General features: G+C 29.9%; 9 protein-coding genes. 6 read left to right on the top strand and 3 right to left on the bottom strand.

The genetic code is table 11. The features are described from left to right. Positions 1-40: 40 nt before the first annotated feature. The 5 genes from ADFLV_RS04410 to ADFLV_RS04430 all read left to right on the top strand — a co-directional run bounded on the left by ADFLV_RS04410 (position 41) and on the right by ADFLV_RS04430 (position 16,351). The gene (locus ADFLV_RS04410; protein WP_164968496.1) at positions 41-9,550 is read left to right on the top strand and encodes a hypothetical protein; all 9,510 of its coding nucleotides are present in this window, start codon (positions 41-43) and stop codon (positions 9,548-9,550) included. A 263-nt stretch (positions 9,551-9,813) separates the two neighbouring features. After that, positions 9,814-12,465, top strand: coding sequence for a beta strand repeat-containing protein (locus ADFLV_RS04415; protein WP_172658755.1), 2,652 nt, complete (start codon positions 9,814-9,816; stop codon positions 12,463-12,465). After that, entirely contained in the window at positions 12,462-14,171 is a 1,710-nt protein-coding gene (locus ADFLV_RS04420) for a ShlB/FhaC/HecB family hemolysin secretion/activation protein (protein ID WP_129010941.1), read from the top strand. The genes ADFLV_RS04415 and ADFLV_RS04420 overlap by 4 nt, the downstream gene beginning before the upstream one ends. Positions 14,172-14,356: 185 nt before the next feature. Continuing rightward, complete coding sequence (ychF, locus tag ADFLV_RS04425) at positions 14,357-15,460, top strand: redox-regulated ATPase YchF (protein ID WP_014473634.1); 1,104 nt, start codon at positions 14,357-14,359, stop codon at positions 15,458-15,460. 72 nt (positions 15,461-15,532) lie between these two features. After that, a complete protein-coding gene (locus ADFLV_RS04430; protein WP_014473635.1) occupies positions 15,533-16,351 on the top strand; it encodes an HDOD domain-containing protein in 819 nt (272 codons plus the stop codon). 17 nt (positions 16,352-16,368) lie between these two features. Here ADFLV_RS04430 and recO read toward each other — a convergent pair whose 3' ends face one another. Both recO and ADFLV_RS04440 read right to left on the bottom strand, forming a co-directional pair. Then, positions 16,369-16,983 (bottom strand): recombination protein RecO, encoded by a 615-nt coding sequence (gene recO / locus ADFLV_RS04435; RefSeq protein ID WP_014473636.1) that lies wholly within the window; start codon positions 16,981-16,983, stop codon positions 16,369-16,371. 8 nt (positions 16,984-16,991) lie between these two features. Beyond that, positions 16,992-17,255, bottom strand: coding sequence for a hypothetical protein (locus ADFLV_RS04440; protein ID WP_014473637.1), 264 nt, complete (start codon positions 17,253-17,255; stop codon positions 16,992-16,994). 117 nt (positions 17,256-17,372) lie between these two features. On the opposite strand from ADFLV_RS04440, the gene ppnP reads away from it, so the two are divergent. After that, complete coding sequence (ppnP, locus tag ADFLV_RS04445) at positions 17,373-17,690, top strand: pyrimidine/purine nucleoside phosphorylase (protein WP_014473638.1); 318 nt, start codon at positions 17,373-17,375, stop codon at positions 17,688-17,690. A 51-nt stretch (positions 17,691-17,741) separates the two neighbouring features. On the opposite strand, the gene ADFLV_RS04450 is transcribed toward ppnP, so the two are convergent. After that, positions 17,742-18,839: a nitrous oxide reductase accessory protein NosL gene (locus tag ADFLV_RS04450; protein ID WP_129010940.1), complete on the bottom strand. Its 1,098-nt coding sequence runs from the start codon at positions 18,837-18,839 to the stop codon at positions 17,742-17,744. Positions 18,840-18,938 lie beyond the last annotated feature (99 nt).

An 18,938-nucleotide genomic window follows, 5' to 3' on the forward strand; every position in this document is an offset into this window, starting at 1 on the left:
ATATACTTTAGTGATAAATTTCTCTAATTAGGAAAATGAAATGATAAAATTTAATCATGATTTTAGCTCACGATTTAGAATCTTAAAAGGTGGGAAAATAAGTCTAGTTGTATCAGCAATGCTAGGAAGTGCAATAATAGCAAGTGCAAGTCCAACACAAGGAGTTGTAACAAGTGGAAATGCAATAATTTCTCAAAGTGGGAATACAACAAATATAAATCAAAGTACACAAAAAGCCTCAATAAATTGGAAAGACTTTTCAATAAAATCAAATGAAGTAGTAAATTTTAATCAACCAAATCAAAATTCAATCACTCTAAATAGAGTAGTAGGTAATGAGAAATCAGTAATAGATGGAGCATTGAACGCAAATGGACAAGTTTGGATATTAAACTCAAATGGAATATTGTTTAATAAAAATGCAAAAGTAAATACAGCAGGATTAGTAGCAACAACAAAAGAACTTGCAGATAAGGATTTTCAAGCAGGGAATTATAATTTTAAAGGTGATAGTACAAATAGCGTAATAAACCTAGGAACAATAGAAGTAACAAATAATTCATATGTAGTGTTAGCTTCAAATGAAGTAAAAAATTCTGGAACAATAAAAGCAATAAAAGGGAAAGTATATTTAAGTGGAGCAAGTGAATATACAGTAAACCTAAATGGGAATTCTATTGTAGATTTAGTAGTGTCAAAAGGAGTTCTTGATGCAATGGTTGAGAACTCAGGAACTATTGTAGCAAATGGTGGAGAAATATATTTAACAACAAATGCAGTAAATGAACTGTTAAAAGGAGTTGTAAATAATACAGGAGTTATAGAAGCTAATAGTTTAGATGATATTTCAGGTAAAGTAGAACTTGTAGCAAATAATGGAGATGTTATAAATTCAGGAACCATAGATGTTAGTTCTAATACTGGAAAAGCAGGAAAAATTATTGTAACAGGTGAAAACACAACTATAACTCAAACAGCTTCAATAAAAGCAGATGGAAAAACAGGTGGTGGAACTATTTACGTTGGAGGAAGTTGGCAAAATAGTGATAAATCAGTTTCTCAAGCTACAAAAACAATTGTTGAAAAAAATGCAAAAATCACAGCAAATGCAACAGACAATGGTGATGGAGGAACTATTGCTATTTGGTCAGATGTAACAAAATCAAATTCTCTTACAAAAGTAGCTGCTACACTTGAAGCAAAAGCTGGAAAAAATGGTGGAAATGGTGGAAAAATTGAAACATCAGGATATACACTTGATACTGAAAATATAAGTGTAACAGCAGCTGCACCAAAAGGAAAAGGTGGTTTATGGTTATTAGATCCAACTGATACAACAATAACGCAATCTGTAGCAAATAGTTATGTTAGTACTTTAAATGGTGGAACAAGTGTAGAAAATATAGTCTCAGGTTCTATGACAATTTCAAATGGAGTAATTATCTCTAAAACATCAGGAAATGAAGTTACATTAAAACTACAATCAACAGGTTCAGGTTATATTTATATAGGTTCAGGTGTACAAATTAGTGATACAGCTTCAAGTATATTGAATTTTACTATTGAAACAGCAGGTCCAGTTTATTTTGAAAACAATGGTAGTTCTAATCAAACTATAAATATACATGGAGATTTAGATATAGGGGCTGCTTCAAATGGGTATTCTGTTGGAAATACTACTTATGATGATGGTGTATATATAGGTAACTATAATAATTTCACAGCTGATAATATAAATATTAGAGGTAAAGGTTTTGATTATACTTCTAGTTCTTACAATGGACAAGGAAAAGATGGAGGAGAAGGAATATTTGTAGGTTCAAGTACTAATATTTTATCACTTACAGATATAAATCTTAAAGGACAAGGTGGAGCTGGTTCAAATGCAAGTGATGCAGCAAATGCTGAAAACAATGTAACTATTTCAGGTTTAACAGGTAATAACTATGATTATTCTGCAGGGGCTGCAAGTGGAGGGAATTATACTCAACCAAGTGCAGTTTCATCAGGTGCAGGTACTGATAGTCATGGTGCTGCAGGAAGATCATCTACTGGTGGACAAGGATCATCTGGAAGTAATGGAGATAGTGCTTCAAGTACTGCAGCAGCTGGAGGAAATGGAGTAAGAATCTCATCAAGTACAACTATTGAAGCTGGAAGAGACCTAACTGTAACAGGTATTGGTGGAAAAGGTGGAAATGGTGGAAGAGGTGGAAACGGTGGAATGGGAGACACCGGAGGAACTGCTTACAATGGAGAAGGTGGAGGTAATGCTAAAGGAGGAGATACTTCTGGAACATACCAACAATTTGACCATTATTCTTATCACTATGATGGGGCAGGACCTTATAATTCATCTGGTCAATGGGTTGGTTATGGTCAACCTGGAAGTGGATATTATCAACAAGCTAATTATATAACAGCTTATCACTCTGGCGGATATGCTTATGGAGGTACAGGAGGTAACTCTATTGGTGGAACAGGAGGAACAGGAGGTACTGGTGGAAACGGAAGTGCAGGTGCAAGTGGTGGTATTGGTATAAAAGTAACTAGTGCTACTTTAGAAGCCCGAAGAGACTTAAAACTTGAAGCAACTGGAGGAGCAGGAGGTACAGGAGGCTCTGGTGGAACCGGAGGAACAGGAGGAACCGGAGGTACTTATGCTACAGCTGGACAAGGAGGTAATGTAGAGCTTGGACACAACACTATTAGTGGCGCTAATTATGGCGGTTATACTTATGGTTCAAGTGGTTCAGCACATATGGGAGATGGTGGAACAGGTGGACAAGGTGGAACAGGTGGAGTTGGTGGAAACTCTGGATATGCAATATCTTTAGAATCAGCTACTTCAATTCATGCAGATGAAAATATTACTTTTGATACTACAAGAGGTGCTGCAGGATATGGAGGAAATACTGGATATGGAGGTACTGGAGGTACTGGTTGGAACAATGGAAGTTCAGGAAGTAGTGGCTCTTCTTGGGGTAGTGGTTATGTATATGCAGGTATTTATACAAATGGAGCTGCTGTAATAGGAGATACAAATTCTTCAGGTGGAACATATACAGGGAATATTAATCTTATAGCGGATGCAATTTCTTTAAATACAAGCACAACTATAAAATCTCTTGGTGGGATATTAAATATAAAAGCAAAAACTGATGGTACAAGTATAGGTATTGGAAGTTATGGAACACTTAATTTATCATCAAACTTTTTTTGGAATGGAACTTCAGGTATTGCAAAAGATGGTTTTAGTGTAATAAATATAGGAAGTGCTGATTTATCGAATCCTATTTCAATTTCAGGAAATGTTACAGCAACTGATAATTTAAATTTCATTACAAAATCTGGAACTTATATAGATTTATATACAGGAACTTTAACAAGTGATGATAATAATATCACTTTCAATGGTGCAGTTAGAGTTTTAGGAGGTCAAGATAGTACAATTAGTACAGGAAGTGGAAGTGGAAATATAGTATTTAATGATACTATAAATGGAAATACTACAAATTCTGGAAACTTAATATTAAATGCTGGTACTGGAAATATTGATTTTAATGGAGCTATAGGAAATAATACAACTTTTGCAAATTTAACAATCACAAATTCTGCTTTAACGAATTTTAATAGTACAGTAAATATTGGTACAAATCTTACTCAAACAAATGCAGCAACTAATACTACAACCTTTGCAAATACAGTAAATGTTGGTGGAGCAGCAACTTTAAGAGGTACTGTTTTTAATATAAACAATAGTTGGAATAGTACAGGAGCAACTTCATTTATAAATTCAGGATTAATTACTAAATCACAAACAGGAGATATAACTGCAAATGGTGGTTTTAGTACATCAGGAGATATTAATCTTGCTTCAAATATTAGTACAACAAATACAAACTTATCAATAGGTGGAAATTTAACTATTGCTGAAGGAAAATCTGTTCTTTTAAGTACATCAACGGGTGCAGGAAATATTACTGTTAGTGGGCAAACACAAGGAACAAGTGGTGGAACAAATGAAGCTTTAGCTTTAACTGCTGGTGCGGGAAATATTACTTTTTCTGATTTAGTTGGGAGAAAAGAGGATTTTGATTTAACTACTTTAACAATAAACTCAGTTGGAACAGCAACTTTTGATAAAAAAGTTGATTTAAAAGGAACATTTTCACAAATTGCTGGAAGTGTAGCTACAACATTTAATGATGAGGTTGATGTAGGAACTCTTACTTTAACTGGAACAGCTTTTAATTTTAATAATAATTTAAATTCAGATTCAACTACAACTATCACAAATAGTGGCTTAGTTACAAAATCTAATGTAGGAAATATTACATCAACAGGAGCATTTAGTACAAGTGGTGCATTAACTTTAGGTAGTGATTTAACAACTGCAACAGGTAGTATTTCTGTGGGAGGAGCCTTGACATTAAGTGTACCAACAGATGGTGCAAATGGGATAGTAACTATACTTGCAAATGATAGAGCAAGTAATATTACTATTAATTCTATAACTGGTGCAAATCAAAACTTAGAATTAATTTCAGGTTCAGGAAATATTACAGTTACAAATAATGCAACTGGATTAAATAAATTAATTTTACAAGAAGATGCTGAAACATCAACAGGAAGTGTTACTCTAAATGGAAATGTTGGAGTAGTTGATTTTGAAACTTATGCAAGAAGTTATGATGTCTCTTTATTAGGTTCTTCAAATACATTTACAAATCAAACAACTTTTTTAAATAAAGGTAACTTAGTTTTAGGAAATGCAACAGCTGATACATTTAATTTTACAAATGGTTTAAATACAGTTACAGCTTCAACAGATACAAATAAAAAAGTTCAACTTTTCTCTACAATCAATACAACAAATAGTGACATAGTTACAGATGATGTGACTTTAAATGGAAATACAATAATAAGTACAAATAGTGGAATTGGAAATATAGATTTCCAAGGAACAGTAGATGGAACTTATGATTTAACTTTAAGTGCTGGAACTGGAAATGTTACTTTTGAAGATAAAGTTGGAGAGACTAATAGATTAGCAAATTTAGTTATAAATTCTGCAACAAAAACAGATTTTAATGATTCTGTAAAAGTTGCAAGTGCATCACTTACAGGTGGAATTTTTAATCTAAATAATACTTGGAATTCTACAACTTCAACAGCATTTACAAATAGTGGATTAATCACTGTTAATCAAAATTCAGATATTACAACAGGAACTACATTTAGTACAACAGGAGATATTAGTTTAAATTCAAATATTACTACAACAAATAATAATCTTACAATTGGTGGAAATCTGAATTTACTTGCTAATACTGTTACTTTATCAACAGGAACAGGAGTTGGAAATATTAGTTTAAATTCAGCAACTGGAAATAATAAAAATCTAAAATTAATTTCAGGGCAAGGAACTATAACTTCAAGCGGAAGTATAAGTGGAATTGATACTTTAAGTATTCAAGAGGGAATTACTACAACTCCAGGAAGTGTTGTATTTAATGGAAATTTATCTGTAAATACTCTAAGTACACAAGCAAGTAATTATGATATAAGTTTATATGGAACAAATACAACTATACAAAATGCTATTACTTTTAATAATACTGGAAATTTAAATTTAGGAAATGGTTCAGACACAATAAATTTTGTAAATGGATTAAATACTGATAATCCAAGTTTAGTAAATATCAATGGAACTATTCAATCAGAGGGTACTTCAGTTATTTCATTAGGTGATAGTAACACAGCTGTAAAAATTTTAGGTAATTCAACAATTGGAGGAACTTCAACTGGAAATATTGATATTTCAGCAGTAACTTTAAGTGATGGAGCTACATTAACTTTAGGAACAGGAATAAATAATGATATTGCAGTTGATTCAATTACAGGAACGGCAAGTGGAGCAGTTTCAAATTTAGGAATTAACTCTATAGGAAATGTTTCAATTGGAAATATTGGAACAGATATAGGAACTATCACTATTACAAAAAGTGCAGATACAACATTTACAGGAACTGTTAATACTAATAACCTGACTATTTTAAACGGTACAGAAAATAAAACAATAGCTTTCGATGGTGATTTAACTGTAAATACAGCTATGTCTGCATCAGCTGGTAGCTCAAATTATAATATAGCATTATTAGGGAGTTCAAACTCAATAGCTGGAAATACAACTTTGAGTAATACAGGAAATTTAACATTAGGTGATTCTTCTACTGATACGACAACTTTTACAAATGGTTTAACTGCAACTTCTCAAAATAGTATAAATTTATTTGGTGAAACAAAATCGACTACATCAGCAGCTACAATTACACTAGGTAATAGTGAATTATTAGGTACTTCTAAATTAACTACAAATAATGGAAACATAAATTTAAATGGTAGATTAAATGGTGCAAATAATATCACTTTAACAGCTGGAACAGGAAATATTAATATAAATAATACAATTGGCGATACAGCTCGTTTAGGAGCACTTACAATTGCATCTGCTACTACTACAAATATAGCAAGTGATATTAAGGCAAATTCTACTTCAATTACAAGTGGTACGATTAATATTAATAGTGGAGCCGATTCCGTTGATACTACATCAACACAGCTTTATACAGGAGCCGTAGTCTTAGGACAAAACACAACTCTAACAGGAAGTGATGTAACATTTGGGGGAACATTAAACTCAAGTAATACAGCAGGAATAAGTGATTATAGAACATTAAGTATAAATGGGAATGGAATATTTAATGGAATAGTAGGAGCAACATACGCTTTAGGAAGTTTAGATGTAAGTGGAACAACTGCAATAAATAGTACAAGTGTAAGAACAAAAGATAATCAAACATATAATGGTGTGACAACTCTAGGAGCAAATACAACATTAAGTACAATAAATAATGGAACAATCTGGTTTAAAGATAATTTAGATAGTACAACAAGTGCAAGAAATTTAACTATTAATAATGGAAATGGGAATGTAATATTTGATGGAACTACAGGAAATACATTAGCCTTAGGAACAGTAGGAATAACAGGTAATAATGTAACAATAAATAAAGCATTTAATAGTGGAGCAATGAGTGTAACAAACTCAGGATTGTTTACAACAAGTAGTGAAGGAGATATAAACGCAAGTGGAGGATTTACACAAAATGGTGTAGGAACAAATAGCTTAGCAGGAGATATCACAACAGTAAATAATAATATAAGCTTTGCAAAAGCAGTAGTATTAACAGATGATGTTGTAATGAGTACAGGAAGTGGTGCTGGTAATATCTCTTTTGCTCAAACTATAGATGGAACAACACCATCAACTGAAACTTTAACTTTAACAGCAGGAACTGGAAATGTAGTATTTACTGGATTAGTTGGAAATACAACAGAATTAGGTGATATTATAATAAACTCAGCAACAAATGTAACTACAAATGGTATTAAAGCTGCAAGTTTTGAACAAAAAGCTGGAACTGGAACAACAACTGTTAATTTGGGGACATTTAGTGAAGTTGGACAACAATCACTTTATACAAGTGCTACAAAAGGGATTGATATAACTACTTCTACAATCTCATTTACAGGAGCAATTCAAACTGTTAATAATGGTAATTTAAGACTAAAAGCAAATAATAACTTATCTCTAACTCAAACTGCAACAGCAGATGGTTCAGGAAATGTTAATCTTGAAGCTGGTGGATTACTTACTATTGGAGCATTAGTTTCAACAGGAACAGGAAATATTACATTAATTGGTGGAACAGGTGTTACACATACTGGATCAGCTGGTGGACTTAGAACTACTGAAAATGGAGAAATAAGTGTTACAGCTACAACTGGAAATATCACAATGGCAGATGGAACAGTATATGAAGTTGATGATGGTGATGTTACATTATTAGCTGCAAATAACATTTTATTAGGTGAAATTAAAGCACAAAAAGTTGTTGGTGGAAATACTGTTGATGGAGATAGTTTAATAAGAGTTACTGCAACAAATGGAAATATTACAGATAATACAGCTTCTAGTAATCCAAATATCATAGGTAGAGTTGCAGCTTTAAATGGTAAAACAGGAGTAGGTGCTAGTAATAAATATATTCAAACACAAGTAAAAGAATTAAGTCTTAATGCAAATACCGGTGGAATATATGTAAATAGTTATGGTGATGTTGCCTTTGGAAGTGCTGATGGTGGAGTAACTGGAACTACAACTTCAGGAGATATTGTTGTAACTGCAACAGGAACAATTACTACTGCTGGTGAAGTTGTAACAAAAGGAGCTATTACTTTAGATAATTTAACGGCAACTGGTTCAGAAGGTATAGTTTTAAATGATAATATAACAGCTGATGGATTAGTAACATTTAAAACACATGGTGATTTTTCAATGCTTGGAGAAGCTGATATTTTTGCAAAAGGAGGTTTCTCTATTTTAGCTGATGGAGATACTAAATTAGCTGGAAAAATTAGAACTAACAATAGTGACATTACATTTAACAGTAAGTTTTATTTAGTTGGTGATTTAACTTTAGATACAAATACTGGTGCTGGAAATATTAGTTTACAAGAAGTTGAAAATGATGCAACAGCTTTAGGTAGTCCACATAGTTTGACTTTAGCAGCAGGAACAGGAAATGTTATATTCAATAAAACGTTAGGTGTTGATGCGCTTACAGGTAAACTTGATGAGTTAAAAATAACTTCAGCAAATAGTGTAACTTTAGATAAAGACCACCAAGTAAACTCTATAGATTGGACAGCAACAAATATTAATTTAAATAGAGCTAATTATGTAACAAGTGGTTCTCAAAGTTATAACGGAGCCGTAGTCTTAGGACAAAACACAACTCTAACAGGAAGTGATGTAACATTTGGAGGAACATTAAACTCAAGTAATACAGCAGGAATAAGTGATTATAGAACATTAAGTATAAATGGGAATGGAATATTTAATGGAATAGTAGGAGCAACATACGCTTTAGGAAGTTTAGATGTAAGTGGAACAACAGCAATAAATAGTACAAGTGTAAGAACAAAAGATAATCAAACATATAATGGTGTGACAACTCTAGGAGCAAATACAACATTAAGTACAATAAATAATGGAACAATCTGGTTTAAAGATAATTTAGATAGTACAACAATCGTAAGAAATTTAACTATTAATAATGGAAATGGGAATGTAATATTTGATGGAACTACAGGAAATACATTAGCCTTAGGAACAGTAGGAATAACAGGGAATGATGTAACAATAAATAAAGCATTTAATAGTGGAGCAATGAGTGTAACAAACTCAGGATTGTTTACAACAAGTAGTGAAGGGGATATAAACGCAAGTGGAGGATTTACACAAAATGGTGTAGGAACAAATAGCTTAGCAGGAGATATCACAACAGTAAATAATAATATAAGCTTTGCAAAAGCAGTAGTATTAACAGATGATGTTGTAATGAGTACAGGAAGTGGTGCTGGTAATATCTCTTTTGCAGATACTGTAAACAGTGATGATGTATCTACCCTAGAGATTTAACATTATCAACAGGAACAGGAACTAATAGTTTTGGTGGTGCAGTTGGAAATACAGCTGCTTTAGATGAATTAATAATAAATTCATCTAATACTTTAAATTTAAATCAATCTATTAAATCTTCTAAACTTAAAGCAAATAGTGATTTAATTACTTTAGGAAGTAATGCTGATATTCAGACTTCTGGAACACAAAATTATAATGGTGCAGTTGTTTTAAATGCAAATACAACATTAACAGGAAGTAAAATTACTTTTGAAAATACTGTGGATAGTGATAATACAGGTGGAGCAACACCAATATCAAATTATAGATTTTTAGACATTGTTGGAGATGTTGTATTTAATGGAGCAGTGGGTTCTAATTATGAATTAGGAACATTAAGTGTATCAGGTGATTCTGAAATAAATGGAGGAGTTGTAAAAACTAATGGAACTCAAACATATACAGGTGCAGTTACATTAGGAAATGACACTTCATTTGTTACAAATAATTCAGATATAACTTTTGGCAGTTCTATCGATGCAAAAGCTGGAGTTACACCTGCCCCAAATCTATCTTTTACAGCTGGAAATGGTGATATTTCAGTTTCAGGTGCAATTGGTTCAAATTCAGCTTTAGGTGATATTGAAATAGTATCAGCAAAAGATGTAACAACAAATGGAATTACAGCAGATAATTTTACACAGTTATCAGGTACTGGAACAAGTACTTTTAATGGAACAACAGATTTAACAGGAAATTTTGATTTTACAGGAACAAATTTAACTGTAAATGCTCCTATGAATATAGATGGAAGTGCTGAAATTACAAATTCAGGATTATTTACAACAAGTTCAAACGGTGATATTTTAGCTAAAGATGGTTTTGTTCAAAATGGAACAGGAGATAATAGTTTAGCTGGAGATATAACAACTGATGGAAATAATATTAGTTTTGCTGGAAATGTAACTTTAACTGATGATATTACTATAAGTACAGGAACTGGTCCAGGAGATGTGACATTTGCAAAAGAAGTTAATAGTGATGGTAGTACACCTGCAAATGGACTTACAATTAATGCTTTAGATGGAGTAGTTAAATTTGATGAAGCTATTGGAGGAACATCACCTTTAGGTAATTTTAGTGTTACATCAAATGAGTTTTTATTTAATGATTTAACATCAACTTCAAATGTTGATATAAATGTACAAGGTGATTTTGAATCAGGTAATATAACAGCTGGTGGAGATATGTCAATCTCTACAACAGGTGATATAACACAAAAAAGTGGTTCAAATTTGGTTATTACTGGCGATTCAACTTTTGAAGCAGTAGGAGGAGATTTAATTCTTACTGAAGCTGGAAATTCATTTACTGGTCAAGTAAATATGACTGCACAAGATATACAAATAGATTATGCAGGAGGAGATTTTACTGTTGGAAATGTATCTTCAACAAATCTTGATATTACTTCAACTACTGGAGATATAACTCAAGCGAGTGGAACATCTATCGTTGTATTAAATGAGACAACATTGGCTTCAACTTCTGGTGATATAACTCTTTCAGGAGAAAATGACTTCCAAGGAACAGTAAACGCAAGTGGAGCAAATGTAGCATTAAATGATGTAAATGGAATAGAATTAGGAACAATAAGCGCAAGTGAATCTTTAGGTGTAAGTGCAACAGATGATATAACACAAAGCCCAACATCAGTAATTACTTCAAATGGTGAAACAACATTGGCTTCAACAACTGGAGATGTAACACTAGATGGAGAAAATGACTTCCAAGGAACAGTAAACGCAAGTGGAGCAAATGTAGCATTAAATGATGTAAATGGAATAGAATTAGGAACAATAAGCGCAAGTGAATCTTTAGGTGTAAGTGCAACAGATGATATAACACAAAGCCCAACATCAGTAATTACTTCAAATGGTGAAACAACATTGGCTTCAACAACTGGAGATGTAACACTAGATGGAGAAAATGACTTCCAAGGAACAGTAAACGCAAGTGGAGCAAATGTAGCATTAAATGATGTAAATGGAATAGAATTAGGAACAATAAGCGCAAGTGAATCTTTAGGTGTAAGTGCAACAGATGATATAACACAAAGCTCAAGTTCAGTAATTACTTCAAATGGTAAGACAACATTGGCTTCAACAACTGGTGATGTAACACTAGATGGAGAAAATGACTTCCAAGGAACAGTAAACGCAAGTGGAGCAAATGTAGCATTAAATGATGTAAATGGAATAGAATTAGGAACAATCACTGCAAGTGAATCTTTAGGTGTAAGTGCAACAGATGATATAACACAAAGCCCAAGTTCAGTAATTACTTCAAATGGTAAGACAACATTGGCTTCAACAACTGGTGATGTAACACTAGATGGGAGAACTAATCAATTTAAGGGCAAAATAAATCTAAATGCAAAAAATGCAAAAATAAATGCGACATCAAAGCTCAATTTAGGTGATATAAAACTTAATACAAAACTTCAAGGAACAGGTGCCCCTAATGATACTTTGAATGCATCAGATATATCTAATATCATTACGAAAGATTTTTCAAATGTTGAAAAAAATATAAAAATAGTTACTGATAATTTAAAAAATTTATTTTCAAATAAATTAGAAAATAATAATTTAACAGCATCAATTATAGAAAGATTGAATTTTCCTAACACAAATAATATTTCATTAGTTTCAATTCCTCCTGAAAAAATAGAAGTTGAAAAAATAACTTTTAGTGAATTAGTTTTAATGAATGAAAAAAGCCAAAATAAAGATGTTAATAGTGACATAATTATAGCTTTAGCAGAAAATTCAGCTATCAAACTTATAAATAGTGGTGTAAATCTTCCTGAAGGTGTTGAACAAGAATTTTATGTAATTAAACAAGATAAAGATAACAAAGGTATAAATCAATGAAAAAAGTAATAATAGTTTCTTTTTTAGCTTCAAATATTTTATTTGGAGCTAATTTTCCAAATGTTGATGCAATACAAAACTCTATAAATCTACCAAAAACTGTTGAAGAAAAAAATTTAGAAAATAAAAATAATTTAATAGAAATAGATGGTAAAAAAAAATATGCTCCTATAATGATTGATGATAAAAGTGGTAAAAAGTTATATATAAAAAACTATACTTTTGAAGGAAATGAACATATTTTATCTATAGATTTAGAAAAATTAACAAACAGTTTTAAAGATAAAGAATTAAGTTTCTCTGAACTTCAAAATATAGCTTCTTTAATTACAAAAGAGTATAGAGATAGAGGATATTTTGTTGCGCGAGCTTATATACCCAAACAAAATATTCAAGAAAACGATAATGTTTTGAAAATAGCAATAATAGAAGGAAATTATGGGCAATTTAAATTAACAAATAATTCTTATGTAAAAGATTTTTTTATACAAGCAATATTGGATGATGCAAAAAGTAGAGATGATGTAATTGGTACAAATACTTTAGAAAGAAGTATGTTAATTATAAATGATTTACCAGGAGTAATTGTATCAAAAGCAAATGTAAAACCAGGAGTAGATGTAGGAACTAGTGATTTTGAGATAGAAACTCAAAAGACTTCATTTTATGATGGATATTTAGTGGGTGATAATTATGGGAGTAAATTTACTGGTAAGAATAGAATTATTGCAGGATTAAATCTAAATTCTCCATTACAGCTTGGAGATAAATTATCTTTCAATGGTTTGATAAGTAATGGAGAAAATATAAAAAATTATAAAATGGGATATAGTTTCCCTCTTATGGCAAACGGATTAAAAGCTGAGACAAGCTATTCAAAAACAAAATATGATTTAGTCAAATTAGATCAAACAACGCCAGATGGAATTTATGATGGATATACTTCAAATATTGAAGCAGGAATAATTTATCCTATCATTAGGTCAAGAATAGAAAATTTAAATATTTCAACTTATTATTCTAATAAAAAGTTAAAAGATTATTATGATGATTCTATATCAAAAAATAGGGAAATAAATAATATAAAAATAGGATTAGATTATACAAAAAATTATAGTTTATTAGGTTTTGATACATATACAAAATTAGAGTCTTTTTACACTTTAGGAAAGTTAAATATAAAGGATGCAGACTCAAAAGAACTAGATAAAAATGGTGTAAATACTCAAGGAAGTTATTCTAAAGTAAATTTAAATTTAGAATCAGAAATGATTTTCACTCCAGTGTATTCATTAAATACGAATATAAAAACACAATATGCTTTAAAAAATAAAAATTTAGATGGAAGTGAAGATTTTACATTAGGTGGAAGTGATGGAGTAAAAGTATTTTCAGATAGTGAACAAAGCGTTGAAAATGCATTGGTATTTAATGTAGAATTTTTTACAAAATTACCAAATATATCTGAACTTAATCATAAAATAGGTTTTTTTTATGATTTAGGTACAGGAGATATGAGTAATAGCTCAAAAGATACAGAATTTGAAAAAAGAACTTTACAAGATATAGGTATTGGATATTATACAAATTATAAAAATTCATTTACTAGATTACAATTAGCAAGAGTAGTTGGTGGTCAAGATATTGAAGTTGAAAGTGTTGGAAATATTTCTAGAGTTCTTCTTCAAATAGGAATAGTGTTTTAAAATATTTTAAATAAGGAATGATTTGTAGAATTTTATCAATATTTTATAAGTAAATTAAAATTAATTAAGCCTTTAGAAATAATATACATTTTATCTATTTCTTTGGCATTTTCAACTATAATATAGTTAATTGTTAAATATAAATATTTTATTTTGCTATTGAAAATAATGATAAAAGGAATATAATGGGATTAGGTGTAGGAATAGTAGGACTTCCAAACGTAGGTAAATCAACAACTTTTAATGCTTTAACAAAAGCTCAAAATGCAGAAGCACAAAATTATCCGTTTTGTACAATTGAACCAAATAAAGCGATTGTTCCCGTACCTGATAAAAGACTTGATGAGTTAGCAAAAATTGTAAATCCAAATAAAATTCAACATTCAACTATCGATTTTGTTGATATTGCAGGGCTTGTAAGAGGTGCAAGTAAAGGTGAAGGATTAGGGAATCAATTTTTATCAAATATCAGAGAAGTTGAAGTTATTTTACATATGGTAAGATGTTTTGAGGATGGAAATATTACTCACGTTGAAGGAGATGTTAATCCTCTAAGAGATATTGAAATCATTGAAACAGAACTTATTTATGCTGATATTTCTCAATTAGAGAAAAAAATAGATAGACTTAAAAAACAAGCAAAAGCATCAAAAGAAGCTGCTTCTCAATTAGTAATCGCAGAAGAGTTATATGCTCATATTGGTGAATTACAACCTGTAAAAACTTTTGAAAAACTAGAAGATGAATCATTTAAAGCTTTAGATAAAGAGTTAAGATTTTTATCAAATAAAGATGTGATTTATGGTGCAAATGTTGATGAAGATTCATTAGCTGATGGTGGGAATAAATTTGTTGATATGGTAAGAGAACATGCATCAAATGTAAATGCTGATGTTATTATGCTTTGTGCAAAAATTGAAGAAGAATTAGTTGGTCTTTCAGATGAAGAAGCAACAGAATTTTTATCTGATTTAGGTGTTCAAGAATCAGGATTAGAGCAAATTATTCATAAAGCATTTGATAAATTAGGTTTAATGAGTTATTTTACAGCTGGAAAAGTGGAAGTTAGAGCATGGACTATTAGAAAAAATACAAAAGCACCTCAAGCAGCAGCAGTAATTCATAATGATTTTGAAAAAGGTTTTATTAAAGCAGAAGTAATCTCTTATGCAGATTTTGTAGCTTTAGGTGGCGAATCAAAATGTAAAGAATCAGGTAAGTTAAGACTTGAAGGTAAAGATTATGTTGTTCAAGATGGTGATATAATGCATTTTAGATTTAATGTTTAAAATAAATTTATACGTAATTGATAATTTTTTAGTTAGAATGAACATTATAATTGAATTAGGAGTTTAAATTTGTTGTCTAATAATATCCTAGAAAAGATAGAATCTCTTCCTCCCTTGCCAAAAACAATAATAGAGATTGAAGAGTTTAGAAAAAAACCAAATAAAGAAGCCATTGATTTACTAAAAATAATTGAAAAAGATGCCTTAATAATATCAACATTGTTAAAAATCTCGAATTCTGCAATGTTTGGTTTTAGGTCAAAAGTTGAAACACCAAGTCGAGCTATTAATCTACTTGGAATCAATTTTACTATTTCTATTGCTATTGGTGGAACAGTACAAAATCTTTTAATGACAAATTTAGAACCATATGCTATTAATAGCGATGATTTTATGAGAGCTTCAAATATTTCTTCAACTTTAGCCAATATATGGCTTTCAAAAATTGATGCAGAATTAAAAGAAGATATTATTTTACCTGCGCTTTTACAAGAAACAGGAAAATTTATTTTAGCTGATATTATATCTAGTGAAGGAAAAGCAGATTTATTTAAATCAAAAATATCAGCTGGTGCATCTATTGAATCAGTAGAAAAAGAGTTATTAGATGTAACTACTTCACAAGTTACTGCTCAAATATTTAGATATTGGAAATTAAGTGAAAATCTTATAAATATGATTGAAAATGTAGATGATGTTTCAAAAGCTACACCTGAATATAAGAAAAAAACTCAGATTTTAGATGTTATTAAAACAGCAGCATATATAAAAGAACCATTAAGTGATGAAAATGTAGAAAGAGCTATAAAAAAAGCAACTTTATATGGATTTGATATAAAAAATCTAAAAAATGCAATAGAAACTCTACAAGATAGATTACTTGACGAATAGAATTTTTGTCAAGTAAATTATAAACCTAAAAGAATTATATTCCATAAGTATTCAACTTCTTCATCAGTTAGGTTTATAGTTTTTTTCTTTTCAAAGAGTTCTGAAATTTTATTTAACTTAAAAATTTTTCCTCTTGTACATTCAGTATGAAGGGGTAAAAATCCTCTAACTAACGATACATCTTCATAAATTTTTGTTTCGCACAATAAACATTCAAAGTCAGAATGAAGTCTTCCTTCAAATTCAAGTAAAGAGATATATGATTCACAAATTGCTCTTAAAACATTTTGTTTAGACATAATATGAACTAAGTTTTCTAAGGAGTAAAAATAAAAAGAATCTAACTCTTCAAGTTCTTTTAAATGTGGATAAAATAGTTTAATATATCGTTGCCAACAATACATTTTTTCATTATCAAGTATCCAAGGGAAACCAAGTTGAATTACATCTTTTAATCTTGGAATATTAGCCCTTGTATTTTCTAGTTCAAAATCAATTTTATAGCCTATATTTATATTTGAATGTCTAGCTCCATAAAATCTATAAGTTGTAAGAAGTTCATTTTCAGTTATTATAGTTACAATTAAATCATCATCTTTAACAGGTTTTATATCTATAATGTAACCTTGCATAAAAGTTATTAGTCCTCTAAATCTTCTTTTCTCATTTCATTTATTTCATCAATGATTTCTTTACACTCTTCATCATCAATGTCTCCATGAGTTAAATCAACTAACATTTCTTCAAAATCTTTTTTCATTTCTTGTATTTGTTTTAATTCTTCTTTTATATTATCATCATCTTTTTTTGCTGCAATAATTTCAAATAATTCATCAATATAATCTTCAATCTCAATAAGAACTTCATTTTTTATTAAATTCTCTAACTCTTCTTGAATAGTCATTTTTACACCTTTTTTAAAAATTTGGAAATTATAACAAAAAAGAACTACTCTTTTGCTTCAATATAATCATATAATTGTTGTGTTAAAATATAATAAATAATAACGTAAGGAAAGTAAATGGCAGAGTTTAAAGGTGTTTCTATTGCAAAAGCAGCAAATATTCTTTTTGAAGGTAATATTACAAGTAGATCTATCACATTTGAAGATGGTTCTAGAAAAACTTTAGGAATAATGCTTCCAGGTGAATATGAGTTGAACACAGTTCATAAAGAAATTATGGATATTCAAAGAGGTGTTTTAGAAGTTTTATTACCAGCTCAAGAATGGGTAAAATATGAAGGACCAGCATCATTTGAAATACAAGCTAATTCAAAATTCAAATTAAGAGTTCATTCTTTAGTTGATTATTGTTGTTCTTTTATAAAAAATCATTAATTGTTATTTGTTTCTTACAAACAATGCGATAGAATCGCATTGTAATGTAAGTTAAAATAACATTTCTTTTTTTATTTCTTCAAATTTTAAAACTTTTTTCCCAAAATGATCTTCCATAAATTTTTTTGCTTGATTCTCATTTTTAAACGGAATTAACTCTTCTCCCATTGGACCATAAACATTTGAACCTATTACAAAGTAAGCATTTTTTGCATTTGTAATTTCTAAAGTATAATAATCAGTTACATTTATATCTTTTAATTCATCTTTATTGTGAGTATGACCATATTTTGAAGGTTCAAAATAGAACTTCATCATATCTTTTACTCCATCAAAATAATGAGAGTGACCATCTTTTGTAGTAATTTGGGCAGCCCATTTTGGATATTTTGATACAAACATACCACAAACTGGGCATTTTGCATCTTTTGGTGTATCAATCATTTTAGATTTTTCACTTGCTAAAAGAGGATTACTTAAATAAACAGAAACAGCTTGAAGCATTTGTTTATCTAAATTTTTACAAACTTTATTATCAATTAGATATTGTTTAGCTTCTCCAATCGAATTAAAGTCTTTTATTTTATTGATGTCACACATTGATTCAAAAATTTTTTTTCCTTTTTTAGCAATAGGAACTCTTTTTTCATCTAAGATTTTATTATCATTTGGTAAATCTTCTAAAGCTATTTTCATCGTTTCATCAAAATTATGAATTTCACCACCAAACTCTTTTTGAAATTTTAAAGCATCATCTTTTGATATAAATGCATATTTACTCACTGGACTCATTGTCCCTTCTTTTGAGCTACCAATAACATAAAATGCTTTTGTTGCATCAATTAATTTTAAAGAATTTGTATCTACCACTTGGATATTTTTTATTTTATCTTTGTAATCTCTATAGATTTCTGCTTGACAATGAATAGAACAATATTGCTCTTTATGACCATTTTTAAATTCTGTTACATGATTTGTTTTATAGTATTTTGATAAATGCATACCACAAACATTACAAAACTCTTTTGATGAATCACTTTTAACTAAAGTTGCATCTTTGGGTTCAACTGTTTGAAACATTTCATTTGCATTTAAGTTTGTAAAGATTAATGCAAATAAAAACATAAGTAAACTTAGACTCTTTTTCATAATTTTTCCTTATAATAAATATATGAAATTATAGTTAATAGTAGTTAATTTTTTGTTAAATCAATAAACATTAAAGTTAAAAAAATCTTAATTTATTTG

It is taken from the genome of Arcobacter defluvii (genome assembly GCF_013201725.1).
GTDB classification, from domain to species: domain Bacteria; phylum Campylobacterota; class Campylobacteria; order Campylobacterales; family Arcobacteraceae; genus Aliarcobacter; species Aliarcobacter defluvii.

Bases quoted from the DNA above. Each gene is read 5' to 3' on its own strand.
- ADFLV_RS04440 (WP_014473637.1), bottom strand. From the start codon at position 17,255: ATGACTATTCAAGAAGAGTTAGAGAATTTAATAAAAAATGAAGTTCTT.
- ychF (WP_014473634.1), top strand. From the start codon at position 14,357: ATGGGATTAGGTGTAGGAATAGTAGGACTTCCAAACGTAGGTAAATCA.
- ppnP (WP_014473638.1), top strand. From the start codon at position 17,373: ATGGCAGAGTTTAAAGGTGTTTCTATTGCAAAAGCAGCAAATATTCTT.
- recO (WP_014473636.1), bottom strand. From the start codon at position 16,983: ATGCAAGGTTACATTATAGATATAAAACCTGTTAAAGATGATGATTTA.
- ADFLV_RS04450 (WP_129010940.1), bottom strand. From the start codon at position 18,839: ATGAAAAAGAGTCTAAGTTTACTTATGTTTTTATTTGCATTAATCTTT.
- ADFLV_RS04410 (WP_164968496.1), top strand. From the start codon at position 41: ATGATAAAATTTAATCATGATTTTAGCTCACGATTTAGAATCTTAAAA.
- ADFLV_RS04420 (WP_129010941.1), top strand. From the start codon at position 12,462: ATGAAAAAAGTAATAATAGTTTCTTTTTTAGCTTCAAATATTTTATTT.